Genomic DNA, 23625 nt, shown 5'->3' on the forward strand with positions numbered 1-23625 from the left:
GGTATGAATTTATGTCATTTCAATACGGGGGCCAGGCAGTTATTGAAGGTGTGATGATGCGGGGGCCGGCACATCGAGCCGTTGCTGTACGTCGTCCCGATGAAAGCATTGTCGTTGATGAAAAAAGCGTAGGTTCCATTACCCAGAGGTTTCCGGCTCTTAAACTACCGTTTATTCGCGGCGTGGTAATGCTGTTTGAATCCTTAATTATGGGAATTCAGGCGCTGGCCTACTCGGCGGAACAGGCCATGGGGGAAGAGGAAGAAGAGCAATTAAGCAAATGGGAAATCTTCTTAACCATTGCTTTCTCACTGGGTTTAGCGATTGTGTTGTTTATCGTCATTCCAACCTCTTTAACCTACTTTACAGCTTCCGCCATTCAAGATAACTTCGCTCGAAATATTATAGAAGGTGTTATCCGTCTGGGAGTCTTTTTAGGTTACGTGTTGGCGGTTTCTCGCATGAAAGATATCCAGCGGGTGTTTATGTATCATGGAGCGGAGCATAAGGTCATCAATGCCTTTGAAGCGGGCAAAGAGCTAACTGTAGAGACAGTGCAAAGGTTTTCCACCCTGCACCCTCGTTGCGGTACCAGCTTCCTGTTGATCGTAATCTTAATCAAAGTGGTCATTTTCTCAGGCGTTACTGCTTCAGGTCTGTTCGGCCAGATTTTCTTCCGTATCCTACTGTTGCCGGTGGTGGCCGGCGTAGCCTACGAGCTTTTAAAGCTCTCGGGTAAGTACCAAGACCGGGGATTATGTCGAATCTTTATAGCACCCGGCTTGTGGATGCAAAAATTAACCACCAATGAACCCGATGATAGCCAAGTAGAAGTTGCCATCAAGGCATTTTGTGCAGTTCATAAGGAAGGTGACATCCATGTTCGGTAAACTCCAGGCACTGGAGGATAAATATGTTCAACTGGAAAGCCAAATCAGCGATCCGGAGGTAATGTCCGACCGGTCTAAGTGGCAGCAATTGGTGAAAAGTCACTCGGATTTGGGGGATGTGGTGGAGGCATTTCGCCAATATAAAAAGGCTCAAAAAGATCTGGAAGAAAACAAATTGATGCTGGAAGATAAAATAGAGCCAGATTTCAAGGAAATGGTTGAACTAGAGGTAGCGGAACTACAAAGTCAGATAGAAGATTTGGAGAAACAGCTAAAGGTTCTGTTGCTGCCCAAGGACCCCAACGATGATAAAAACGTTATTGTGGAAGTCCGTGGGGGGACTGGCGGTGACGAGGCAGCTCTCTTTGCTGGCGACCTATTTAGAATGTACTCCCGTTACGCCGAAAAGAAAGGCTGGCGTACCGAGATTATGGAGGCTAACGAAACTGACCTCGGCGGTTTTAAAGAGGTGACCTTCGTCATTGAAGGAAAAGGAGCCTACAGCATCCTCAAATTTGAGAGTGGTGTGCATCGGGTACAGCGGGTTCCTGCCACCGAAAGTGGTGGACGGATCCATACCTCTGCCGCTACCGTGGCTGTATTGCCCGAAGCCGAGGAAGTGGATATTGATATCAGTCCCAATGATATCCGCATTGACCTGTTCTGTGCCAGTGGTCCCGGCGGTCAGTGTGTAAACACTACCCAATCGGCGGTGCGCATTACCCATATTCCCACTGGTACCGTGGTATCCTGCCAGGATGAAAAATCCCAACATAAGAACAAAGATAAAGCTATGCGGGTCTTACGAGCTCGTCTGCTGGATAAAGCCCAGGAAGAGCAGCAAAAGGCCATCGCCGGTGCCCGAAAATCTCAGGTAGGCAGCGGGGACCGCAGTGAACGTATCCGTACCTACAACTTTCCCCAAAACCGCATCACTGACCACCGCATTGGTCTGACGGTACACCGTCTGGAGCAGGTGCTACAAGGGGATCTGGACGAAATCGTCGAATCTCTCATCACCACCGACCAAGCGGAAAGATTGAAAGCGGTGGAGGAGTAGATCAGTTATCGGCCATTAGCCTTCGGCTTAGGGGTTTACCTTCGCTGAAGGCTGCTTTTATTGGTCGTTGGCTTTTAGCTTTCAGTTATTATCGAGATGGAAAAATGAATGCTTCCGCTAATTTATGAAATGACCAATACAAGAGGTGACCCCATCCTATGAACCTGCGCCAGGCCCTTACTCTGGGCCGCGAACTACTAAAGCTCCATAACAGCCCATCCTACTTCATTGATGCCCAAGTCTTGCTTTCCAAGGTCACTGGACTGGATCGTACTGGTCTGTTGCTAAAGGAAGAGGTAGTGCTTACCGATGAACAACAGCAGCAGTATAAAAATCTGCTGGATCGGCGGGCTTGGGGGGAACCGGTGGCATATCTTACCGGCTCAAAAGAATTCATGGGATTGGATTTTGTCGTATCTCCAGCCGTTTTAATTCCTCGCCCGGATACCGAACTGATGGTGGAAACAGCATTGGCTTTTCTCCAATCCCAGGGGGAGGGGGCTTGTCTGGCTGCGGATGTAGGCACCGGCAGTGGAGCCATTGCAGTTAGTCTGGCCAACTATCTACCGGGATTGCAGGTCTATGCCATAGACCTTTCGCCCGATGCCTTAGCAATTGCCGGGCAGAATGCCATACTCCATCAGGTAGACCGGCGGGTTACCTTGCTGCAGGGCAATCTTCTGCAGCCAATTTCGCTAGAGCTTTCGGGTAGGTTGAATGTTATTACTGCTAACCTTCCCTACATACCTAGTGGTGAGATAGCGGGCTTGATGTCCGATGTTAAAGATTATGAACCTCACTTAGCCTTGGATGGAGGGTGTGACGGCTTGGATTTGTATCGTTTGTTCCTGCCGCAGGCCTATAACTTACTAAAGCCCGGCGGCCTTTTACTGATGGAAATCGGTCCCGGACAAGGAGAAGCTGCGAAAAAGATGTTACCGGAAGAGCGGTGGCAAGCTGAGATAAAACTGGATCTGGCCTGCCGCGAACGTCTGGTAGTAGCCCAAAGGAAATAGCCAGGAAGGAACAAAATTCCGCCTGGCTTTTTGACCTATCGGAAAGTATAAAATTTGCCCACAGGCATACGGGCAAACTGAAAATTAGTTAGCTGCCAGCATAATAATAGATAAATTCCTCCAGCGTGGCAATTCCTTTGTGGTGCATAAAGGCTGCAATAGGCAGCCCAATATAGCGAAAATGCCAGGGTTCAAAGGAATACCCTGTGATGGTCTCTTTACCCTCGGGATAACGTAGGATAAAACCGTGCTGCCAACTGTTTGCTGCTAACCAGGCATAGGCTTTACCATTCCCGGCTATATCAACAGCCAAACCTGTTTGGTGCTCGCTATGTCCCACCGGAGCTACGGTGGACGTTGTCATTTTTAGGCCTAACTGGCTGGCCCGGTTGTTAAAAATGGCTTGCTGTTCAGCCGCCGTACGATAACCGGAGGTAATGGTTAAAGAAACCCCTTGCCCTGCAGCGGCAGTAAATAAATTTTGCAGTGGCTCTTGTAATAAGGAAGAAAAGGGATACCCCTTAAAATGAATGAGTGAGTCCCCTCCCACTCGATAATCTGTGGGTAGCCGGAATTGTTTATTTACCAGAATAATCTTCACTGGCAGCGGAGGCCGAGGTTTCAATTGTTCGGAGGGATAAATTAGCACAGCTTTGTTTGCTGTATCCCAATCCACGGTATAGCCAAAGTACGCTGCGACCCAACGGGCAGGCAGGTAGGTTCTGGCGCCAATGATTTGGGGTGTGGCATCTGCTTCTATCATGCCTTCTTGACGAATCAGCTGATTACTCCCCACTTGCAAGGTAAGCTGTTTATCTGCCAATAGTAGCTGCACAGTTTGAGAAGCTGGGTCCCAAAGAATATTCTCATCGGTTACGCCACAAGCATAGGCTAAATAACGAATGGGTACAAAAACCCGGCCGTCCTCGATAAAAGAAATGGTATCCATTTGCTGTTCTTGATTATTGACGATATACTTGTCACTGCCAGGCTGAAATACCGCATTATTCAACGGGGTAGCCTGGACTCCTGGGGCATAAAGCAAACAGAAAAGACAAGTAAGTAAGACCACGGTCAACCTTTGCATGAACAATCAAATCTCCGTTTCAAGTAATTTTTTAGAGATAGCCAAGCTTCCAGCGGGAGATTTTCACCCAAGTAAGTTAGAGTTTGAGCAGCGCTCCGTAAGTGGTGACTCCGCCAATGGCAAAAATCAGCAGGCCACTTAATTTGGGCAGCAGCCGCCAGGCCCCCCGATCAAATGCTCCCCCCGCCAGGAAGGATAGTTTAACAAATACTAGACCGATCGTCACCAGAGCTATGGCACCACCAATGCCAAAGGCGAAAACCAGGGCTAAGCCGCTGATTAAAGCACCGCTGCTAACCGCTAGCAGTAGGACAGCCAAAGCACTGGGACAGGGCAGAAGACCGTTTGTAAAGCCCAGCAATAGGATATCCAGCAGATTTCCTTTGGCTTGTGGTTGGCGTCGCAGGAGCTTAGACGGTGCATGATGGGAATGACCACAGCCACAACTGCAAGTGGGACTTCGACGAAAAACCATGCGCAGTCCCACCAATACAATGATCAAGCCAGAACCTAATTTTAGCCAGGTTTCCACTCTATCTTGTGGTATGGATACAGTGGATATAGCCAAAGCAGTGGCAGAATGAGTCAGTATGGCCAGCACTACAATGACCATAGTATGAGTGATGGCAGAGGTAAGCCCTAACACGACCGCATCCCGCGACCTACCTCGGGACATAATTAAATAGGCTCCCATAATGCTCTTACCATGCCCTGGTTCCAAAGCATGCAAAGCCCCAATTCCCAGGGCCGAGAAAAAGTACAGCCAGAAATCCATGGTACTAACCTCCTGAATTAGCAATAGAGCATACTACTGCACAAAAGAACTGGTCATGGGCTTTTCGGGTGTTGTAAAAACCCGAGTGTATTTCTTTTATTCCTATTCTTAGCACGGGACAATTTATGCCAATTCCGGCACCTATATCCATAAAATCCAGCTATCTAATAAACATTGGTAGATAACTAAAATAGCCAAAGGCCAATGGCTATCCACTATAAATCATGTTATAATTTCCACCGTAAGGATGAAGATACAATAGTGCAGATGCATAAAACGGAGATACAAAAAAATGGAGAACATCACTACCCAGGTGTGGCAGCTACATCCTAATCACCCGGATCAACAGATTATTGAAAAAGCGGCAGCTATTATTAAGGCTGGGGGGTTAGTGGCCTTTCCCACGGAGACCGTGTATGGTCTGGGTGCCCACGGCTTAAGCAGTGAGGCAGTGGCCAAAATATATTGTGCCAAGGGTCGCCCTTCAGATAATCCTTTAATATTACATGTGGCTAACTTACAAATGGCAGTAGGCCTCAGTCGGCAACTACCTACGGCGGCTAAACTACTCATGGAAACATTTTGGCCGGGCCCCCTAACCCTGGTGGTTCCTGGGGTTGCAGAAATTCCTCGGGAGGTTACCGGTGGACTAGACACTGTGGCTATCCGTATGCCAGATCACCCGGTGGCTTTGGCCCTGATTTCTGCTGCAGGGATACCCATTGCAGCTCCCAGTGCCAATAAATCGGGCAAGCCCAGTCCTACTACCGCAGACCATGTAAGAACGGATTTAGCAGGATGCATCGACGCCCTGTTAGATGCCGGTCCCGCAGGTGTGGGCTTGGAGTCAACCGTTCTCGATCTCACCGGTGCTGTGCCGGTGATCCTGCGTCCCGGCGGGGTAACCTACGAACAGCTTAAACAGGTTCTGCCAAAGGTCATCATTGATCCGTCAGTCTTGGGGGAGAAATTGCCGAAAAATCAGGCACCTCGTTCCCCGGGGATGAAATATAAACACTATGCCCCAACCGCCCCGATGATTCTCTTTACCGGAGTACCGCAGAGGGTAAGAGAGAAACTGGCAGCTCACCTAAAGGAACTTGCGACCCAGGGCAAACGCGTAGGAATTTTGGCGAGCAAAGAAAACATCCATTACTATCCTGGTGAGGCCATTGTTCTGCCCTTGGGAACCAGAGAAAATCCTGCTACAGCAGCGGCGTCACTTTTCGAGCTACTAAGGCAATTCGATAAACTCCAAGTAGATACCATTCTCGCGGAGGGACTAGACACCAAAGGTATTGGCCTAGCTGTCATGAATCGCCTCCAACGTGCTGCCACAGAGATCGTCGAGTGCTAGAATACTTGTGTGCACTTTATCAATAGATACAGGTCATAATTTTAAAGTTATAAAGTAATTTTTTGCTGGGGTATACATATAGTAGCAAAAGATACTTTGATAATACTTATAAAAGCCAATGGACAATGACCAAAGGCCCAACAAACAAGCCGCTAGCCAGTAGCTTATGGCTTGTCGGTCGATACAAGGACGGTGTTATCTTGTCAATCCTTACTCTCCTGGCCCTGGCTGTGGCTTTGGGGTCAGATGCTTTTTCTTTGTGTGTAGGCATTGGCATTGCTGGTGTTAACCGCAGGCAGATTGCAACGATTAGCCTAATGGTACTAGTCTTCCATATCTTTATGCCCCTGCTGGGTTGGTATGTGGGAGGTTTTCTCGGTGCTAAAGTAGGGCAAGCGGCCTCTATTGCCGGCGCATTGCTGCTGGTTTTCCTAGGTGTGAAAATGATTTGGGATGCCATTAAACCCGGCGATGAAGAACCGGGCTTTAGCATTACCACTATTGGTGGTCTGCTATTATTATCTGCCAGTGTCAGTATGGATGCCCTTAGTGTGGGGTTTACTTTGGGTACCCAACATGTTAACTTGGCCTTAGCAGCTGGTGTCATCGGGGTGGTGGCAGGGCTGATGACCTTCTGCGGGCTAACCCTGGGAAAATACGTAGGGGGTAAGATTGGTGACAAAGCCCAACTGGTGGGTGGGATTATTTTAACAGGTATCGGTATAAAATTATTTTTTTAGAGGAAAAACAACATAATTGTAGAAATAAAGCGTCCATGTATGTTTCCAAAATGGGTCGCTTTTTCTTATGCGGATAAGCTGCCCTGGGAATAATACAATTGGAGGAAGATAATAAGCGATGGAAAAGAAAATCCTTTTTGTATGTACAGGAAATACCTGCCGCAGCTGCATGGCTGAAGCTTTGGCCAGAGTAATAGCAGAAGAAATGGACCTAACGGGTGTAATTTTTGCCTCTGCCGGGATTATGGCATGGCCTGGAGAAAAAGCCGCGGAACAAGCTGTTCAAGCTTTGTCCGAACAGGGTGTCGAGTTATCTCATCACCAGGCCTCAAGGCTGACGCCGGAAATGGTTTTAGAAGCTGACTTGGTACTTACCATGACAGAAGCTCACCGGCAGCAGATTCTAAGCATACTACCCCAGGCCAAGGAAAAAGTATTTACCTTGGGAAGCTATGTGGGAATTGCCAGAGACATCTCTGACCCCTATGGTAGCCCGGTGGAGGTGTATCGTACTTGCGCCGAAGAACTAGCAATTCATATTAGAACAGCTTTACGTAAATTCATCAATATGGAGGTTTGACAGTGAAGGACATGACAATAATAGTTGGCAGTGACCATGCAGGGTTTGCCATGAAAGAACAAGTTTGCCAGTACCTACAAAGCCAGGGTATTACCGTAGAAGATACGGGTTGTAACTCTACAGATTCCTGCGATTACCCCGACTTCGCTTTGGCTGTAGGAGAAAAAATTCGTTCCGGTACCTGCCAATTAGGTATTCTTATTTGTGGCTCTGGTGTTGGCATGGCCATTGCCGTTAATAAAGTTCCCGGCATCCGTGCCGCTAACGTTTTTGACCCCGAAATCGCCGGTCTGGCCCGCGAACACAACAACGCCAATGTCCTAACTTTAGGCTCCCGCTTCCTTACCTTAGAAAAAGCCCAGGAAATAGTAGAAAAATTCCTAACCACCGATTTTGCAGGAGGGCGTCATGCGGAGCGGGTGGACAAGATTACTGCGATAGAGAAGAAGTATGGTTGCTGATATTTCCTAGACATAAATTGAATGAAATAAGGAATCAACTTTGTTACATGCTCTTGGGTCGAACTATGAAGTAATAGTTCTTAGAAATGATAAAAGATCCAGGTTATATAACTGATGAGAATTATTGTTTATTAAGTCTGACTTATATCCCTATTACAACAGGATGTAATATCTACAAGATCCCAAAGAAATACCAAATAAAAAGCCAAAGGCAAAGGCCCCAGGCCTAAAAAAGGAGAGGAACCCCCATGCAAAAAACCACATTGGCCCAAACCGACCCTCAGCTACACGAGGCTATCCAACTGGAATTCTCCCGCCAACAACGTAACATCGAGCTCATTGCTTCCGAAAACTTTGTCAGCCCTGCGGTACTAGAAGCCCAAGGCTCCGTGCTTACTAACAAATATGCCGAGGGATATCCCGGCAAGCGTTACTATGGCGGCTGTGAGTTTGTAGATATCGCCGAAAGTTTGGCTATCAGCAGAGCCAAAGAAATATTCGGAGCGGACCATGCAAATGTGCAACCCCACTCTGGGGCACAGGCAAACTTTGCCGTTTACTTTGCCCTGCTGCAGCCAGGAGATAAAATCCTTGGCATGAATTTAGCCCATGGTGGTCACCTAACCCATGGCAGTCCGGTTAATGTCTCCGGTAAATACTTCAATGTTGTAGCCTACGGAGTTGATGAGGCTACCAGCCGTATTAACTATGATGAACTACGGGAAATTGCTTTGCGTGAAAAGCCGAAAATGATTGTGGCCGGGGCCAGCGCCTATCCCCGGGCTATTGATTTTCAAAAAATTGGAGAAATTGCTAAAGAAATTGAAGCTTACTTTTTTGTAGATATGGCCCACATTGCCGGACTGGTGGCTGCGGGCTTGCATCAAAATCCCGTACCCTATGCTGACGTGGTTACCACCACCACCCATAAGACCCTGCGTGGTCCTAGAGGTGGCTTGATCCTGTGCAAAGAAAAATATGCTCAACTCATTGATAAAGCCATCTTTCCCGGTAGCCAGGGCGGCCCTCTAATGCATGTAATTGCTGCCAAAGCCGCGGCCTTTGGCGAAGCTTTAAAACCGGAATTCAAAGCCTATCAGCAGCAAACCATCAACAATGCTCAGGCTCTGGCCAAGGGATTAATGAGTCGCGGCTTCAACCTGGTTTCCGGCGGTACAGACAATCATCTTATGCTGGTAGACCTTAGAGGAACCGGCACCACTGGTAAAGAAGCGGAAAAACTATTGGATGAAGTACACATTACCTGCAACAAAAACGCGATCCCCTTTGACCCAGAAAAACCTTTTGTTACCAGCGGCATCCGCCTAGGAACCCCCGCTATTACCACCCGGGGCTTTAAAGAAGCAGAACTGGATCAAGTAGCAGAAATCATCAGCATAGCCCTCAAGGCCAAGGATGATCAGGCAGTTCAAGACAAAGCCCGAGCTATGGTAAAAGAATTGTGCGATAAGTATCCGCTGTACGCTTAAGGGAGGAGGTGCACCATGCCCCGCCCTTCCTGGAATGAATACTTTATGGAAATCACTCGGGTAGCAGCCACCCGGTCCACCTGTTTACGCCGCAAGGTAGGTGCGTTGATTGTGAAAGATAACCGCATCCTAGCCACCGGCTATAATGGTGCTCCGGCGGGATTAACCCACTGCTTGGAAATCGGTTGTCTACGAGAAAAGCTGGGCATCCCTTCAGGCCAGCGGCATGAACTATGTCGTGCTCTACACGCCGAGCAAAATGCCATCATCCAAGCAGCGGTGCATGGAACAGCCATCAAAGGAAGTATCATCTACGTAACTAACCAACCCTGTGTCATGTGTAGCAAAATGATCGTCAATGCAGGCATTCAAAAGGTTATCTACAGTGGTGACTACCCGGATGAACTGTCCCTCGATATCTTTAAAGAAGCAGACGTAGAACTAATCAAGTTCCCCTAAAAAGCCTTCTAGGCCAAGTAAGCATTTCTTTGGGGTCTTGTCTAAGCTAAAGGTATTCCTTAAGGGCCTGGTATCTTACCAGAATCCAAAGAAATACAGTATTAGCTTAGGCAGGGCCCCAAAGCACTTCCTCAAGCCGTGGACAGGACCCAATAAATACTCAATAGCTGCCCCAGAAAACTCTCCATGAATTTTCTTATCTGATTTAATGAAAAATATATAAATATGAAGGATTTTTTTAGTCGCTGGATGAATGCTTACTAAGTAATTCTTTTTAATCTTAGGAGGCACCAGTGCGAACTAAAAATATTGCCTTACCCAGGTTGAACCAACTCTCTCCCACCATGGAATCCACCGCCCTTAAGCTAATGGAAGAGGCTGGTGAATTGGCCCAGGCTATTGGCAAACTCCGCGGCATGAGTGGTGAACAGGCGCGGTGTGAAGAAAAAGAAGTGATGGAGCTCATCACCAAAGAACTGCTAGATGTCGCTCAAACCGCTGTCAGCATGATGTTTGTACTTGAGGAACACTACGGCGTAAACATAGAAAAGGCTCAGGAACAACATATAGAAAAACTAATACGGAAGGGCTACCTAAGTGAGGAGTAAATAAACTCATACAAACCATAAAAGACTAAAACCAAATACCAGGATCCAAAAAGAAATACCCATTAGCCCAGACAAAAAAACGGAGGATAACATGATCAAAGTATTAACTGTATTCGGGACTAGACCGGAAGCCATCAAAATGGCGCCCTTAGTTCAAGAACTAAACCGACGCAGTGACAAAATAACGTCGCTGGTGGCTGTAACTGCCCAGCACAGAGAAATGCTCGACCAGGTTCTCGATTTGTTCAATATAGTGCCGAACTACGACCTGAACATTATGCAGGAAGGCCAAACCCTTTACGATGTAACCACCCGTGCCCTAAGCGGCTTAAAGGATGTCCTCAAAGACTGCAACCCAGATTTAGTGCTAGTTCATGGAGATACCACGACCACCTTTGTGGCCGCCCTAGCGGCCTATTACCGCCAGATTCCTGTGGGCCATGTGGAGGCAGGCCTGCGTACTCACAACAAATATTCCCCCTTCCCGGAGGAGATGAACAGGCACCTTACCGGGGCCTTGGCGGAGTATCATTTTGCTCCAACACAAAAGTCTTTGCAAAATTTACTACAAGAAAATATCAACATAGACAATATTTTTGTCACAGGAAATACCGTCATCGATGCTCTCAAGGCAACGGTAAAGGAAAACTATGTATTTTCTGACCCACTTTTGAATAAGATAGATTTTGGTAGTAGTCGAGTCCTGCTGGTAACTACCCACCGTAGAGAAAACCTTGGTGAACCCATGCGCGCTATCTACCTGGCTCTCAAGGAAATCGTGGAAACCCATCCCGATGTGGAGATTGTTTTCCCGGTACATATGAATCCCGCAGTTCGCCGGGTGGTCCAGGAGGTATTAGGGAACCTACCCAGGGTGCATCTCATCGAACCGTTGCAGTACGAGCCCTTCATCAACCTAATGCAGCGCTGTTATCTAGTACTCACCGACTCCGGTGGCTTACAGGAGGAAGCACCTTCCTTAGGCAAACCCGTACTAGTCCTGCGCGATACCACGGAAAGACCAGAGGCTGTGGAGGCAGGTACTGTTAAATTAGTCGGTACTGATCGCCAGATTGTACTGTCTGTCACAAGGGAGCTGTTAAATAATCCCAAGGCATACCAATCTATGGCTGAAGCCGTCAATCCCTACGGTGATGGACTGGCCGCCAAAAGGATTACAGATTTTATTTGTCACAAATTTAATCTAGCTGAGGACCTGCCTCAAGAATTTTTAGCTGCAAAATAACATAAAATAAATCCATATTTGGAAAATTAAGATAAACATATTGAAAAATTATTTAAAAAGTTTGCTAATTTCATGATTTTACTGGAGGAATTAAGAAAATCTTGTAGAAGTTAATAAAGTAATCCAAAAAGAAATGACGTCTGGCTGACAAAAAATACAATGTCTTGGTGACGACAATTGTGAATAAAGGAATAAGCCAATCTAAATTTTAGCAAAGAAGGCCGACGATCATGAGTGAAAAATCTAAAGGAGCCCCGTTAAGAGCCTTGGCGCTCGCATCGTCCATCAGTATAGAAATTGCCACAGCAACCGTGCTTGGTTTTATGGCAGGGCGATGGCTCGACAATAAGTTTCATACAGATCCTTGGCTGATGCTGGCAGGGTTACTGCTGGGAATGGTTGCAGGGATGTGGGGGGTTTACCATACATTGGAAACCTTCCGCAAGAAGGACGAGGAGTGAGTCGATGCTGGGTCAGGGTGCTGAAATTATACCAAGTTTAGAAATACAATTGAAAAGAACGGTAAAATCCACTGCCATCATTGTTGCTTTTATGGCTTTGGCCCTTGTCTTCGATTTTCAAAATAGTGTGTATAAGGGACTTTTTATCGGCTCACTGGTGAGTTTACAAAACGCCATCCTGCTGAGCAAGAGAATTAAAAGGGCTTCTGCTATAAAAGATGTTGGCAAAGCAATTGCACATATGCGCAGGGGCTTATTTATCCGCCTAATCATTATTATGGCCACCCTGTGGTTGTCTATCAGAATTCCCACTGTCAACGTGAATGCCGCAGCGGTAGGCTTGTTTGTTGCCCCGGTGTTGTCTGTAGCGGACTTCATTATCACGTTAATTAAAGAGAGCACTTTAAAACAAAATGCTCTCAATAATAATAAAGTTAAGCAAATTCAACGTGAAGGGGGTGAAAACGCATGAGTGCTGCGGCGGGAGCCGCGCAAGCGGCAGGTGAACACCATGATATGCTGCACGCGGTGGAGCTAGAACTAAACTACTGGGGTATCCCACTGTTCACGGATTACGATAAGTACTGGAACATTATGGGTCTTAGTATTAGTCCCAGGACCATGATCATGACCTGGATTGCAATGGCACTGGTACTGCTCTTTGCCTGGTTCTGCACCAGAAACCTGAATATCAGAAGGCCAGGAAAAGCACAGTCTACCTTTGAACTACTCTGGCAATTCTTAGGGGAACAAGTATTTAACAACTTAGGCAACAAACTAGGCGCTGCTATGATGCCCATTATTGTGACATTCTTTATCTACATCGCCTTTTCCAACCTGTTGGGTCTAATACCAACATTAAGTTCCCCCACGGCGGATAAAAACACGACCTTTGGTTTGGCTCTAATTGTTGTCCTTTTAATTCACTTCCACGGTCTTAAAGCTAACGGAGTAGGCGGCCATATCGGCCACTATTTCCAACCCTTTAAACCCTTTGTGGTTATTCACCTAATCGAAGAAATTGCCAGACCAGTTACACTGGCCTTCCGTCTTTACGGGAACATCTTCGCCGGTGAAGTTCTAATTGCTGTATTACTAGGCCTAATCAACATTAATGCTTATGTCTTTGGTGGCTTTATTCCGTCCGTAATTTGGTTAGCTTTCTCAGTGTTCGTAGGTATGGTTCAAGCTTTCGTATTCTCTATGCTTACCATCGCATACGTTTCCCAGTTTGCTGCACATCACGACGCTGACCACCACTAGGTTTAAGTGATTAACATCTCATGAAAGGAGGGGAAATAAATGGAAGTAGGAGCTGCTGCTGCTATCGCAACTGGCTTAGCCGTAGGTTTAGGTGCTCTGGGTGCTGCTGTTGGTGATGGTATCTGTACTGGTAAAGCCATCGAATCCATCGCTCGTCAACCCGAAGCTAAAGGTACCATCCAAACCACCATGTTTATCTCTGTAGGTCTAATTGAATCTATCCCCATTATTGCCGTTGTACTCGCCTTCATGTTGTTTGGTAAGCTTGGTTAATCCCTAAGAATCTAGTGTTTCTATGGACGGGGGCGATTGGCGGGCTTAATGCTTTCTCCAAGCCCGCAATCGCCTTCCTTATTGTCCGCCCAGACGGAAGGAGGGGAATTTGTGGAGAGCTTAGGTTTTAATGGCACGTTGTTAGCCCAGATGTTCAACTTCCTGGTCTTATTAATCCTGCTCCGGGCGGTGGCCTACAAGCCTTTTATGAACATGCTGGAAAAACGCAAAGAACTGATCGAAAGCAGCATTGCTGCCGCCGAAGAAGATAAAAAGCAAGCGGAAGCCCTACGGGCTTCCTTACAAGCCGAATTGCAGCATTCTCGCCAAGAGGCTGCAGAAATAGTGGCCCGTGCCGCTAAAAATGCCGAAGAACAGGCCCAGCAGATTATTGAAGCTGCTAAGGCTGAAGCTGTACGCGTTAGAGACGGTGCCCTGGCTGATATCCAGCGTGAAAAAGAAAAGGCAGTAGCCGAACTCAGAGATCAGGTTGCTACTCTCTCCATTTTGGTGGCTGGCAAAATTATTGACCAGAAACTCAACGATGACATTCAAAAGGATCTGGTTAACAAATTTGTTAAAGAGGCAGGCGATCTGCCATGTTAAGAGGGGCTGTGGCCAGACGTTATGCCCAGGCCTTGTATGAGATTGCCCAGGCCAATAACACCCTGGAAACCATTGAACAGGAATTAAAGGGTGTAGCCGAAGCAGTCGAAGGGACCCGGGAACTCCAAAGAATATTATATCACCCGCAGGTATTAGCCGGCGATAAGAAAAACCTGTTAAAGACTCTCTTCGCCGATAAGGTTTCTGCCGAAACCATGAAATTCCTTGGACTCGTTGTAGACAAGCGCAGAGAAAACTATATAGCTGGTATTTCTGCCGAGTTTTCTGCACTGGCCAACGAAGCTCGTGGCAAAGTGGCAGCCGAAGTAATCACCGCGGTGGAAGTTAACGAAGAACAAAAACAAGAGCTAGTCAAAGTAGCTTCTCGCTTAGCCGGTAAAGAAGTAGAGCCTACCTTCGCGGTAGATGCTTCTCTCATCGGTGGCGTTATCGTAAAAATAGGTAGTAAAGTTATTGATGGCAGCATCAAAACTCGCTTAGCTACCTTACAATCACGCCTCATGTCCAAAACCAGTTAATAGATAGGGGTGAACCAGTACATGAATTTGCGACCTGAAGAGATCAGCTCGATCATTAGGCAGCAAATCGATAAATACGAGGCCCAGGTAGGAGTATCAGACGTGGGCACCGTTATCCAGGTCGGTGACGGTATCGCCCGTGTTTATGGCCTAGAGGATTGCATGTCTTCGGAATTATTAGAATTCCCCGGCGGCACCCTTGGTATGGCCCTCAACCTGGAAGAAGATAACATCGGTGTTGTTATCATGGGTCCCTACACCCACATTAAAGAGGGTGACCCTGTTAAGCGTACCGGTCGTATTATCTCCGTTCCCGTAGGCGATGCCCTGATTGGTCGTGTTGTTAACCCGCTGGGCCAGCCCATCGATGGCAAAGGTCCTATTAAATCCGATAAATTCCGTTCCACCGAGCGTATTGCTCCTGGTGTTATTACCCGTAAATCCGTTTCTGTACCTCTGCAGACTGGTGTTAAGGCTGTTGACGCCATGGTTCCCATTGGCCGCGGCCAGCGGGAATTGATCATCGGCGACCGCCAGACTGGTAAAACTGCAGTTGCTGTTGATGCCATCATCAACCAAAAGGGCCAGAACGTTATCTGTATCTACGTAGCCGTAGGTCAGAAAGCTTCCACCGTAGCTGGTGTTGTGCAATCCCTGGAAGCCCACGGCGCTATGGAATATTCCATCGTTGTGGCTGCTAACGCTTCCGAACCTTCTCCCTTGCTCTACCTGGCTCCCTATGCCGGTTGCGCCATGGGTGAAGAATTCATGGACAACGGTAAGGACGTGCTAATTGTATACGATGACCTGTCCAAACAGGCCGCTGCCTACCGCGAATTGTCCTTGCTGCTGCGTCGTCCTCCCGGACGTGAAGCGTTCCCTGGTGATGTATTCTATCTACACTCCCGCCTGTTAGAGCGTGCTGCCCGTCTGAACGAAGACTTCGGCGGCGGTTCCCTAACCGCTCTACCCATTATCGAAACCCAGGCCGGTGACGTGTCTGCTTACATTCCTACCAACGTTATTTCCATTACCGACGGCCAGATCTTCCTGGAGTCCGACCTGTTTAACGCCGGTCAGCGTCCTGCGATCTCTGTAGGTCTCTCGGTATCCCGCGTTGGTGGTGCTGCACAAATTAAAGCCATGAAGCAGGTTGCTGGTCAGCTTCGTCTGGACCTGGCCCAGTACCGTGAATTGGCTGCCTTTGCCCAGTTCGGCTCTGACCTGGATAAATCTACCCAGGCCCGTCTGAACCGTGGTGCTCGGACCGTACAAATTCTGAAGCAAGCTCAGTACAAGCCCTATCCCGTAGAAGAGCAAGTTGTTATCATCTATTCAGCCGTTAAAGGCTTCATCGATGATATTGACCTAAACCGGGTAGGTGCCTTTGAAGAAGGCTTCATTAACTTTATGCGTTCCAGCAAAGCTGATATCCTGAAGGCTATCAAAGAGCAAAAAGAAATTAAGCCTGATACCGATGAAAAGTTAAAGGCTGCCATCGAAGAGTTCAAAAAGTCCTTTGCTTAGCATTTAAGTTAAGGGAAGTAAGGTGGTGATTTAGTAGATGGCCAGTGCGCAAGATATTAGGCGCCGGATTACGAGTGTTAAAAATACCCAACAAATCACCAAAGCGATGAAAATGGTTGCTGCCGCCAAGTTACGCCGTGCTCAGGAGGCTGTTACCTCCGCTCGTCCCTTCGCTCTGAAAATTAGAGAGGTGTTAAGCCGTGTGGCTGCTGCCAGTGGTGGTGCTTCGCACCCACTGCTCGAAGTACGGGAGGTTAAAAAGACTGCCTATGTGGTAATTACTGCAGACCGTGGTCTTTGCGGGGGCTTTAATGCCAACGTGTTACGTCGTGCCGCGACGGAGGTAAAGGATCGTAACACCTCTGATGTTGTGGCGGTTGGGCGTAAGTCCAGAGATTTCTTTAGACGCCGCGGTTTTGAACTGGCAGCTTCATACGTTGGTTTAGGTGAGAATATCCAGTTCCACCAAGCCAAAGAGATTGCCCGGTTTGTTATGGACAAATACGTGGCAGGCTACTTTGACGAAGTGTATCTGGTATTTAGTGAATTCGTTAACGTACTTACCCAGCGTCCCGTGACAGTAAAACTACTGCCGGTGGAAACTCCTGCCGAGGAATCCAAGGGACCAAAGGTAGAATATATCTATGAGCCCAATGCGGAGGCTGTTTTATCAGAATTACTGCCCACCTATGTGGAGTCGACGGTTTTCCGTGCTATGCTGGAAGCGAAAGCCGGCGAGCAAGGTGCCCGGATGACTGCCATGGATTCCGCTACTAAGAACGCCAAGGATATGATTAACAAGTTAACCCTGTCCTTGAACCGTGCCCGTCAGGCTGCCATTACCAAGGAAATTTCCGAGATTGTGGGCGGTGCTGCGGCACTGGAGTAAACTAGAGGTTGTAAAATCTGACTGCAAGGAGGTCGGAGAACGTAATGAACGTTGGCCATATCGTTACGGTTATTGGCGTTGTTGTGGACATCGAGTTCCAACCAGGCCAATTACCCGCCATCTATAACGCGGTTAAGATTCGTACCGAGGACCAGGATGACAAGTCCACCGAAGTAAACTTAACCCTGGAAGTAGCCCAGCACTTGGGCAACAACCGTGTTCGTGCCATTGCTATGTCCTCTGCCGATGGCCTTAAGCGCGGCATGAAAGTGGTAGACACCGGCAAACCCATCTCTGTACCCGTTGGCCGTCCCGTTCTGGGCCGCCTGCTCAACGTACAGGGTGAAGAGGTTGACGGTTTACCTGCTGGTAACTACGACAAATATTATCCCATTCACCGTCCCGCCCCAGCTCTGGTGGATCAGTCCACCAAAGCAGAAATGCTGGAGACCGGTATCAAGGTTGTCGACTTGATGATCCCCTTCTTGAAGGGTGGTAAAATTGGTCTCTTCGGTGGTGCTGGTGTAGGTAAAACAGTTATCGTTATGGAGCTCATTAACAACATCGCCAAGCAGCACGGTGGTATCTCCGTGTTCGCCGGTGTAGGTGAGCGTACCCGTGAAGGTAACGACCTTTACCACGAAATGAAAGAAGCTGGCGTATTAGATAAGACCATCATGGTATTCGGTCAGATGAACGAACCACCGGGTGCTCGTCTACGGGTAGGCTTAACTGGTTTGACCATGGCTGAATTCTTCCGTGATGAAGAAGGTGCTGATACCCTACTCTTCATCGATAACATCTTCCGTTTCACCCAGGCAGGTTCCGAGGTTTCCGCGTTGCTAGGCCGTATGCCTTCTGCGGTAGGTTACCAGCCCACCCTGGCCACTGAAATGGGTCAATTACAAGAACGTATTACTTCTACCCGTAAGGGTTCTGTTACCTCGGTTCAGGCCATCTATGTGCCTGCGGACGACTTGACCGACCCGGCTCCTGCTAACGCCTTTGCGCACTTGGACGCCACCGTTGTATTAAGCCGTGCCATTTCCGAGTTAGGTATCTACCCTGCGGTTGACCCGCTGGATTCCACCTCTCGTATTCTTGACCCTCAAGTTGTGGGTAAAGAACACTACGAGTGTGCCCGTGGTGTACAGGGTGTTCTGCAGCGTTATAAAGAACTGCAGGATATCATCGCCATTCTGGGTATGGATGAACTTTCCGACGAAGACAAAGTTCTCGTTGCTCGCGCTCGGAAACTCCAGCGTTTCTTGTCCCAGCCCTTCAACGTTGCGGAAACCTTTACCGGCAGACCTGGTAGAATTGTCTCCCTGAAGGATACCATCCGCAGCTTTAACGAAATTCTTGCAGGTAAACACGATCATCTGCCAGAACAAGCTTTCTACATGGCTGGTGGCATAGAAGAAGTTGTTGAGAATGCAAAACGTATTGAGGCTGGTGCATAATTATGGCAAAGACCCAACGCCTTGATATAGTCACTCCTGAAAAAGTTGTCTTCAGTGAAGAGATCGATTTTATTGTGGCACCTGGTGCCGACGGTGAACTCGGTATCTTACCTGAACACGCTCCTCTGGTAACTGCCCTCAAGATTGGTACGATGAGGGTGCAGCAGGGCGGTAAGTTCTTTAAGGTGGCCGTCAGCGGTGGGTTCATGGAAGTTAAGAACAGCCGAGTGGTTGTTCTGGCTGACACCGCCGAACGTGCCGACCAAATTGATGTCGAACGGGCCAGAGCCGCCAAACAACGCGCTGAACAGCGTCTGTCGGGCAAAGCTGCCGAAATCGATGTCGTCCGGGCCGAAGTAGCTCTCCAAAAAGCTCTCAACCGGATTAAAACAGTTGAATAAACAAATTAAGCCCAGGATAGGCTGCCTATCCTGGGCTTTTTGTATTTTTAGAGGGCCATTATGGCAATACTAGAAGTTAGCAAAAAATCTTTTGGCCATTGGCATAAAAGAGATTTAATAGCATGGATTATATAGTTATTTACATCTAGGATAACAAAGGCATTATAACCTAAAAGAAACAAATGTAAAAAAGCCGATGGCCGACGGCCGGTAGCTGATGGCCAAATAATACCCTATCCAGGAGTTTCTATGGAAAAAATAATTATCACAGGTGGTAATCCCTTACACGGCTCCATCCGCGTCAGTGGTGCCAAGAACGCAGTCTTGCCTATATTAGCTGCAGCTTTACTAACAACGACAACAACCAAACTACTTGATGTACCTAACCTAGCCGACGTAGGTGTAATTTGTTCTGTCCTTGAAGAACTAGGTGCTCATATAGAAAAAGGCGAAAGCACATTAACCATCTCAGTTCCCTACCTTACCAGCGTCGAAGCACCCTACGAACATGTCCGCAAAATGCGAGCTTCCTTTCTGGTCATGGGACCACTCTTGGCCCGTACAGGCAGAGCCAGAATTTCACTGCCCGGTGGCTGTGCCATCGGCACCAGGCCCATCGACCTTCATCTAAAAGGCTTTGCCGCTCTGGGAGCGGATATTCGCTACGGTGCCGGCTACATCGAAGCAGCCGCCGAAGAACTTGTAGGCGCTAAAATATACCTGGACTTTCCCAGTGTCGGAGCCACCGAAAACATCATGATGGCAGCGGTATTGGCCCAGGGGCAAACCATTCTGGAAAACGCCGCCGAAGAACCGGAAATCGTTGACCTAGCCAATTTCTTAAATTCTATGGGAGCAAAAATAAAAGGTGCCGGTACCAAAGTAATAAGAATAGACGGGGTGGAAGAACTTACCGGAGCCACCCATGCAGTTATCCCGGACCGCATAGAAGCAGGTACCTACCTAGTGGCTGCTGCCATCACCAAAGGTGATGTCTTAGTAGAAAATATTATTATCGACCACCTAAAACCCGTAATGGCCAAACTAAAAGAAGCTGGCGTGGAACTAACTGAAGAAGACAATGGCATAAGGGTCATAAGTAATTCCCGAATACGAGGAGTAGACATTAAAACTCTCCCCTACCCCGGCTTTCCCACGGACATGCAAGCCCAATTCATGGCTCTCATGGCTGCAGCCGAAGGTACCAGCATTATCACTGAAACAGTCTTTGAAAACCGCTTTATGCATGTAAGCGAACTCAAACGCATGGGGGCCAAAATTAAAATAGAGGGCCGCGCTGCCATCGTCCAAGGCGTCAAAACCCTCACTGGTGCCGAAGTCAAAGCCACCGATCTCCGAGCCGGTGCCGCCTTAATTCTAGCCGCCCTCGCTGCTACTGGCGAAACAGAAATTGGCAACATCTACCACATCGACCGAGGGTACGAGCGGCTAATCGAGAAACTGCAAGGCATAGGAGCGAATATTAAACGGGTGGAGGAGTGCGCGTTGGTCTGAGGACCATCGACTTTTGCGGATTAAGTGAGACATTTCGTAGTAACTACTGCCGTATGCTACAGAAGTGATAAAAACTATTGAATAAGAAAAAGGGGTTGGCATATTTTGCCAACCCCTTTCATATAAATAAACTAGCCCTAAGCATGATCAGATAAGCAAGAATATATAAAACGCCTGTTTTAGAAAATAAAAGCTGACGGCCGCTGACTGATGACGGACGGCCCAAAAGGACGGTGCATCCCTTGCGCAAATTAGCCCTTGGCATCTTTGGCCTACTCCTGATTCTAGCAACCTTTCCAACACTTGCAGTCCAACTCCACAGTCTGATAAAACCATCGCAGGTAAAAAGCTCTGGGACTACGGTAAATATGTACAACCACCTAACAAATAAAATCCAACCAATACCCCTGGACGATTACCTGGTGGGGGTGGTAGCCGCCGAAATGCCAGCCTCTTTCCCGGCTGAAGCCCTAAAAGCCCAGGCTGTAGCTGCTCGGACCTACATCATGCAGCGCCTGTCTCCCGGTGGCATCAAAAATTCCCTTCACCCCGGAGCTGACGTTTCCAGCGACCCCAGGGAGGGACAGGCTTGGATTTCCCGTGAAGAAATGGAAAAACGCTGGGGCAAAATAAAATCCTTGGAATACTACTACAAAATCAAATGGGCTGTAGATAACACCCAAGGACAAGTCATCACCTATAAATCACAGCTTATCTTCCCAGCCTTCCACGCTTCCTGCGGTGGGAGTACTGAGAATGCCGAAGAGGTATGGGTAACCTCAGCCCCTTACCTAAAAGGGGTTCCTTGTCCCTTCTGCGCCGATCCCAATCCAGACAGACAAGTAACCTACACTTTGGCTGACTTAGATCAAAAACTAAAGACTAACCTCTCTGCCATCCCGGTATCAACCAGTAAAAATAAAGTAGTAGCCATCACCAAAGAAACCAATACCGGCCGCCCTAAGGAAATAAAACTTGGTAACAAAACCTACTCAGCCACCATGCTAAGAGAAATGCTCAATCTACGTTCAACCCGTATTACCTGGACCCTCACGGATGACAAAATCACCTTTACCACCAAAGGCTACGGCCATGGCGTCGGCCTCTGTCAATACGGCGCAAAAGGTCTGGCAGAACAGGGCAAGAGTTATAATGAGATTTTGAAACATTATTATACCGGCGTGGAGATTACAGAGATGAGGTAAAATAATTGGCTATTGGCTGTCAGCCATCTAACACTATAAATAAGATTAGCAGAGATAAAAGTTATAGCAAATAATCAACAACCTACAATTAACACAAAAAGGCCGAAAGCCGAGAACTGATGGCCGACGGCCAATGTATATCCTCCCCCCTTTTGGGCAATACTCTAACTAAAGAATTACACCCAAAAGTGAGGTTATGCAACCAATGTGGCCCTTCGAAGACTCCTTTGCGAATAAGCTGCGTAATCAAGACATACTTAAAAAATACCGTGAGTGGCTGAGGAAATGGCTGTACCAAGGCAATAAATTTAATGCTTCAGCAGTATTTAGCATCGTACTAGCCATTGCTCTACTATCAGCTGTGGGTTTTTACACCTGGAACAATAGCCAAACAAACCAAGCTATCATAACCAACAATACCAACCAAGTGACTGAAAAGAACTACCAGAAAGAACCAGCGGCTAACCAAACCCAGAGCAACGAGAGTAATCAAAGCATGGGTAAACCTGAAGAAAATGAAACCGCAGTTCCGTTAGCGGTAAACCCGGAAGAATTGGTAAAACCCGTTATGGGACATACCCTAACCTCTGTGGGGATAACCTTCTCCGAGGTGTTTCAAGATTATCGCTACAACACCGGTGTAGCCTTGGCAGCCAAACCTGGCTCTGAAGTTAAGCTAGCACTGCCAGGTACCGTAACACTGGTTGTTAGCGGAGAGAACAACACGCAAACTGTCAGCATCAACCACGGCAACGGTTGGGAATCCTCCTACAGCGGTCTGGAAGAAGTCAGGGTTAAAGCCGGAGATAGGCTGGAGCAAAATACAGCTCTTGGTAAACTGGGCAGATACGAGCGAGTCAACGGTGTGTTGGAAAATCATTTATACTTTAAACTCACCAGAAATGGTGAACCCGTAGACCCCAATATCTACTGGAAATAAATAATAGCTTGTCATTGCTTATTCAAATGGCCTATTTTAGGCCATTTTCTTTTATTTTTGTGACATTTCTCCTACCCCCCCGCATATATTTAAGTAAAAAGTAAGCTCGGCAACGTCAAACAACCTCGGACTTCCTTCAATACAACTACTGCTCGAATTATAGATAGCTAAGTAACTAAATACAGTTAACGAAAGACGACTTTAATTACTGACGTCCGATGTCCGACGAATGACGTCTAAAGACCGGCGTCCGATGACTGACGTCCGAAACAGGAGGTAGGGAAATGCAGGACTACATCCAAAAACGGGTGCTGGACATATGTGCATACATCCTGGAAACCAAAGCTACAGTCCGGAGAGCGGCCCACGTTTTCCAGGTTAGCAAAAGCACAGTCCACAAAGACATGACCGAAAGGCTCCCGTCCCTTAATAAACACCTGGCCCAGGAAGTGAAAACCATTCTAGACGAGAACAAAGCCGAACGCCACCTGAGAGGCGGCGAAGCCACCCGAAAGAAATACAAAGAAATAGTGTAATAAAAACTGAGAAATTTCACATACCGAGAGGAATTTTGACAGGAAAGAGAGAATCCTATTTTTTTAGGACAATCTGCCATTCCTGTTATTTCTTTGTTTACCATAAGTCAACCCAGTCTAATTAGCAGACAAGCCTAAAGATCTTTAAGAAAAGCATAGACAAAAAGCCAACAACTAAAGGCCAAAAGCCATGACTGATTCTTAAAAGGCTCAAAGCTCATCGAATATATTCAACCAG

At 47.6% G+C, this 23625-nt stretch carries 27 protein-coding genes; 25 read left to right on the forward strand and 2 right to left on the reverse strand.

All coding sequences use genetic code 11. The annotated features are described in order from the left end of the window. Positions 1-11: 11 nt before the first annotated feature. The 3 genes from BUA78_RS10265 (at position 12) to prmC (ending at position 2966) form a co-directional block, all read left to right on the forward strand. Entirely contained in the window at positions 12-890 is an 879-nt protein-coding gene (locus tag BUA78_RS10265) for a DUF1385 domain-containing protein (protein ID WP_072914055.1), read from the forward strand. Continuing rightward, the gene (gene prfA, locus BUA78_RS10270; RefSeq protein WP_072914057.1) at positions 880-1950 is read left to right on the forward strand and encodes a peptide chain release factor 1; all 1071 of its coding nucleotides are present in this window, start codon (positions 880-882) and stop codon (positions 1948-1950) included. The genes BUA78_RS10265 and prfA overlap by 11 nt, the downstream gene beginning before the upstream one ends. 158 nt (positions 1951-2108) lie before the next feature. After that, the gene (prmC, locus tag BUA78_RS10275; protein WP_072914060.1) at positions 2109-2966 is read left to right on the forward strand and encodes a peptide chain release factor N(5)-glutamine methyltransferase; all 858 of its coding nucleotides are present in this window, start codon (positions 2109-2111) and stop codon (positions 2964-2966) included. 88 nt (positions 2967-3054) lie between these two features. On the opposite strand, the gene BUA78_RS10280 is transcribed toward prmC, so the two are convergent. Further along, complete coding sequence (locus BUA78_RS10280) at positions 3055-3978, reverse strand: stalk domain-containing protein (protein WP_072914062.1); 924 nt, start codon at positions 3976-3978, stop codon at positions 3055-3057. A 151-nt stretch (positions 3979-4129) separates the two neighbouring features. Continuing rightward, complete coding sequence (locus tag BUA78_RS10285) at positions 4130-4828, reverse strand: nickel/cobalt transporter (protein ID WP_072914064.1); 699 nt, start codon at positions 4826-4828, stop codon at positions 4130-4132. A gap of 292 nt (positions 4829-5120) precedes the next feature. On the opposite strand from BUA78_RS10285, the gene BUA78_RS10290 reads away from it, so the two are divergent. The 22 genes from BUA78_RS10290 (at position 5121) to spoIIID (ending at position 23387) form a co-directional block, all read left to right on the forward strand. Further along, positions 5121-6185 carry an L-threonylcarbamoyladenylate synthase gene (locus tag BUA78_RS10290; RefSeq protein WP_072914065.1) on the forward strand — a complete coding sequence of 355 codons (1065 nt, stop codon included), beginning with the start codon at positions 5121-5123 and terminating at the stop codon, positions 6183-6185. A gap of 200 nt (positions 6186-6385) precedes the next feature. Beyond that, positions 6386-6925: a manganese efflux pump MntP gene (locus BUA78_RS10295; protein WP_072914067.1), complete on the forward strand. Its 540-nt coding sequence runs from the start codon at positions 6386-6388 to the stop codon at positions 6923-6925. A 118-nt stretch (positions 6926-7043) separates the two neighbouring features. Next, the gene (locus tag BUA78_RS10300) at positions 7044-7505 is read left to right on the forward strand and encodes a low molecular weight protein arginine phosphatase (protein WP_072914069.1); all 462 of its coding nucleotides are present in this window, start codon (positions 7044-7046) and stop codon (positions 7503-7505) included. Positions 7506-7516: 11 nt separating this feature from the next. Further along, positions 7517-7966: a ribose 5-phosphate isomerase B gene (rpiB, locus tag BUA78_RS10305; protein WP_072914167.1), complete on the forward strand. Its 450-nt coding sequence runs from the start codon at positions 7517-7519 to the stop codon at positions 7964-7966. A gap of 248 nt (positions 7967-8214) precedes the next feature. Beyond that, positions 8215-9456 carry a serine hydroxymethyltransferase gene (locus BUA78_RS10310; protein WP_072914071.1) on the forward strand — a complete coding sequence of 414 codons (1242 nt, stop codon included), beginning with the start codon at positions 8215-8217 and terminating at the stop codon, positions 9454-9456. Positions 9457-9471: 15 nt separating this feature from the next. Beyond that, complete coding sequence (locus BUA78_RS10315) at positions 9472-9915, forward strand: deoxycytidylate deaminase (protein ID WP_072914073.1); 444 nt, start codon at positions 9472-9474, stop codon at positions 9913-9915. 293 nt (positions 9916-10208) lie between these two features. After that, positions 10209-10523, forward strand: a complete 315-nt coding sequence (locus tag BUA78_RS10320; protein ID WP_072914075.1) for a MazG-like family protein — start codon at positions 10209-10211, stop codon at positions 10521-10523. 91 nt (positions 10524-10614) lie between these two features. Next, positions 10615-11769 carry a non-hydrolyzing UDP-N-acetylglucosamine 2-epimerase gene (gene wecB, locus BUA78_RS10325; protein WP_072914077.1) on the forward strand — a complete coding sequence of 385 codons (1155 nt, stop codon included), beginning with the start codon at positions 10615-10617 and terminating at the stop codon, positions 11767-11769. A 230-nt stretch (positions 11770-11999) separates the two neighbouring features. Next, positions 12000-12230 carry an AtpZ/AtpI family protein gene (locus BUA78_RS10330; RefSeq protein ID WP_072914079.1) on the forward strand — a complete coding sequence of 77 codons (231 nt, stop codon included), beginning with the start codon at positions 12000-12002 and terminating at the stop codon, positions 12228-12230. A gap of 4 nt (positions 12231-12234) precedes the next feature. Continuing rightward, positions 12235-12702 carry an ATP synthase subunit I gene (locus BUA78_RS10335; protein ID WP_072914081.1) on the forward strand — a complete coding sequence of 156 codons (468 nt, stop codon included), beginning with the start codon at positions 12235-12237 and terminating at the stop codon, positions 12700-12702. Beyond that, complete coding sequence (gene atpB, locus BUA78_RS10340) at positions 12699-13493, forward strand: F0F1 ATP synthase subunit A (protein WP_072914083.1); 795 nt, start codon at positions 12699-12701, stop codon at positions 13491-13493. The genes BUA78_RS10335 and atpB overlap by 4 nt, the downstream gene beginning before the upstream one ends. Positions 13494-13532: 39 nt before the next feature. Continuing rightward, positions 13533-13766 carry a F0F1 ATP synthase subunit C gene (gene atpE / locus BUA78_RS10345; RefSeq protein ID WP_011879445.1) on the forward strand — a complete coding sequence of 78 codons (234 nt, stop codon included), beginning with the start codon at positions 13533-13535 and terminating at the stop codon, positions 13764-13766. Between the two features lie 111 nt (positions 13767-13877). After that, a complete protein-coding gene (atpF, locus tag BUA78_RS10350) occupies positions 13878-14372 on the forward strand; it encodes a F0F1 ATP synthase subunit B (RefSeq protein ID WP_072914085.1) in 495 nt (164 codons plus the stop codon). Beyond that, positions 14366-14911, forward strand: a complete 546-nt coding sequence (locus tag BUA78_RS10355) for a F0F1 ATP synthase subunit delta (protein WP_072914087.1) — start codon at positions 14366-14368, stop codon at positions 14909-14911. Before atpF ends, BUA78_RS10355 begins: the two co-directional genes overlap by 7 nt. 21 nt (positions 14912-14932) lie before the next feature. After that, entirely contained in the window at positions 14933-16438 is a 1506-nt protein-coding gene (gene atpA, locus BUA78_RS10360) for a F0F1 ATP synthase subunit alpha (protein ID WP_072914088.1), read from the forward strand. A 37-nt stretch (positions 16439-16475) separates the two neighbouring features. After that, complete coding sequence (gene atpG / locus BUA78_RS10365; RefSeq protein WP_072914090.1) at positions 16476-17327, forward strand: ATP synthase F1 subunit gamma; 852 nt, start codon at positions 16476-16478, stop codon at positions 17325-17327. Between the two features lie 44 nt (positions 17328-17371). Continuing rightward, positions 17372-18790, forward strand: a complete 1419-nt coding sequence (atpD, locus tag BUA78_RS10370; RefSeq protein WP_072914092.1) for a F0F1 ATP synthase subunit beta — start codon at positions 17372-17374, stop codon at positions 18788-18790. 2 nt (positions 18791-18792) lie between these two features. Continuing rightward, entirely contained in the window at positions 18793-19191 is a 399-nt protein-coding gene (locus tag BUA78_RS10375; protein ID WP_072914094.1) for a F0F1 ATP synthase subunit epsilon, read from the forward strand. 249 nt (positions 19192-19440) lie between these two features. Beyond that, on the forward strand, positions 19441-20706 hold the full coding sequence (murA, locus tag BUA78_RS10380) for a UDP-N-acetylglucosamine 1-carboxyvinyltransferase (RefSeq protein WP_072914096.1): 1266 nt from the start codon (positions 19441-19443) through the stop codon (positions 20704-20706). A 233-nt stretch (positions 20707-20939) separates the two neighbouring features. Beyond that, positions 20940-21911 (forward strand): stage II sporulation protein D, encoded by a 972-nt coding sequence (gene spoIID / locus BUA78_RS10385; protein ID WP_420795502.1) that lies wholly within the window; start codon positions 20940-20942, stop codon positions 21909-21911. A 205-nt stretch (positions 21912-22116) separates the two neighbouring features. Beyond that, positions 22117-22851 (forward strand): M23 family metallopeptidase, encoded by a 735-nt coding sequence (locus BUA78_RS10390; protein ID WP_072914098.1) that lies wholly within the window; start codon positions 22117-22119, stop codon positions 22849-22851. Positions 22852-23135: 284 nt separating this feature from the next. Further along, positions 23136-23387 carry a sporulation transcriptional regulator SpoIIID gene (spoIIID, locus tag BUA78_RS10395; protein ID WP_072914101.1) on the forward strand — a complete coding sequence of 84 codons (252 nt, stop codon included), beginning with the start codon at positions 23136-23138 and terminating at the stop codon, positions 23385-23387. The last annotated feature ends 238 nt before the right edge of the window (positions 23388-23625 follow it).

The sequence above is a fragment of the Desulforamulus aeronauticus DSM 10349 genome, from assembly GCF_900142375.1.
Taxonomy (GTDB): domain Bacteria; phylum Bacillota; class Desulfotomaculia; order Desulfotomaculales; family Desulfotomaculaceae; genus Desulfotomaculum; species Desulfotomaculum aeronauticum.

Bases quoted from the DNA above. Each gene is read 5' to 3' on its own strand.
- BUA78_RS10265 (WP_072914055.1), top strand. From the start codon at position 12: ATGTCATTTCAATACGGGGGCCAGGCAGTTATTGAAGGTGTGATGATG.
- prfA (WP_072914057.1), top strand. From the start codon at position 880: ATGTTCGGTAAACTCCAGGCACTGGAGGATAAATATGTTCAACTGGAA.
- prmC (WP_072914060.1), top strand. From the start codon at position 2,109: ATGAACCTGCGCCAGGCCCTTACTCTGGGCCGCGAACTACTAAAGCTC.
- BUA78_RS10285 (WP_072914064.1), bottom strand. From the start codon at position 4,828: ATGGATTTCTGGCTGTACTTTTTCTCGGCCCTGGGAATTGGGGCTTTG.
- BUA78_RS10290 (WP_072914065.1), top strand. From the start codon at position 5,121: ATGGAGAACATCACTACCCAGGTGTGGCAGCTACATCCTAATCACCCG.
- BUA78_RS10300 (WP_072914069.1), top strand. From the start codon at position 7,044: ATGGAAAAGAAAATCCTTTTTGTATGTACAGGAAATACCTGCCGCAGC.
- rpiB (WP_072914167.1), top strand. From the start codon at position 7,517: ATGACAATAATAGTTGGCAGTGACCATGCAGGGTTTGCCATGAAAGAA.
- BUA78_RS10310 (WP_072914071.1), top strand. From the start codon at position 8,215: ATGCAAAAAACCACATTGGCCCAAACCGACCCTCAGCTACACGAGGCT.
- BUA78_RS10315 (WP_072914073.1), top strand. From the start codon at position 9,472: ATGCCCCGCCCTTCCTGGAATGAATACTTTATGGAAATCACTCGGGTA.
- wecB (WP_072914077.1), top strand. From the start codon at position 10,615: ATGATCAAAGTATTAACTGTATTCGGGACTAGACCGGAAGCCATCAAA.
- BUA78_RS10330 (WP_072914079.1), top strand. From the start codon at position 12,000: ATGAGTGAAAAATCTAAAGGAGCCCCGTTAAGAGCCTTGGCGCTCGCA.
- BUA78_RS10335 (WP_072914081.1), top strand. From the start codon at position 12,235: ATGCTGGGTCAGGGTGCTGAAATTATACCAAGTTTAGAAATACAATTG.
- atpB (WP_072914083.1), top strand. From the start codon at position 12,699: ATGAGTGCTGCGGCGGGAGCCGCGCAAGCGGCAGGTGAACACCATGAT.
- atpE (WP_011879445.1), top strand. From the start codon at position 13,533: ATGGAAGTAGGAGCTGCTGCTGCTATCGCAACTGGCTTAGCCGTAGGT.
- BUA78_RS10355 (WP_072914087.1), top strand. From the start codon at position 14,366: ATGTTAAGAGGGGCTGTGGCCAGACGTTATGCCCAGGCCTTGTATGAG.
- atpA (WP_072914088.1), top strand. From the start codon at position 14,933: ATGAATTTGCGACCTGAAGAGATCAGCTCGATCATTAGGCAGCAAATC.
- atpG (WP_072914090.1), top strand. From the start codon at position 16,476: ATGGCCAGTGCGCAAGATATTAGGCGCCGGATTACGAGTGTTAAAAAT.
- atpD (WP_072914092.1), top strand. From the start codon at position 17,372: ATGAACGTTGGCCATATCGTTACGGTTATTGGCGTTGTTGTGGACATC.
- BUA78_RS10375 (WP_072914094.1), top strand. From the start codon at position 18,793: ATGGCAAAGACCCAACGCCTTGATATAGTCACTCCTGAAAAAGTTGTC.
- murA (WP_072914096.1), top strand. From the start codon at position 19,441: ATGGAAAAAATAATTATCACAGGTGGTAATCCCTTACACGGCTCCATC.
- BUA78_RS10390 (WP_072914098.1), top strand. From the start codon at position 22,117: ATGTGGCCCTTCGAAGACTCCTTTGCGAATAAGCTGCGTAATCAAGAC.
- spoIIID (WP_072914101.1), top strand. From the start codon at position 23,136: ATGCAGGACTACATCCAAAAACGGGTGCTGGACATATGTGCATACATC.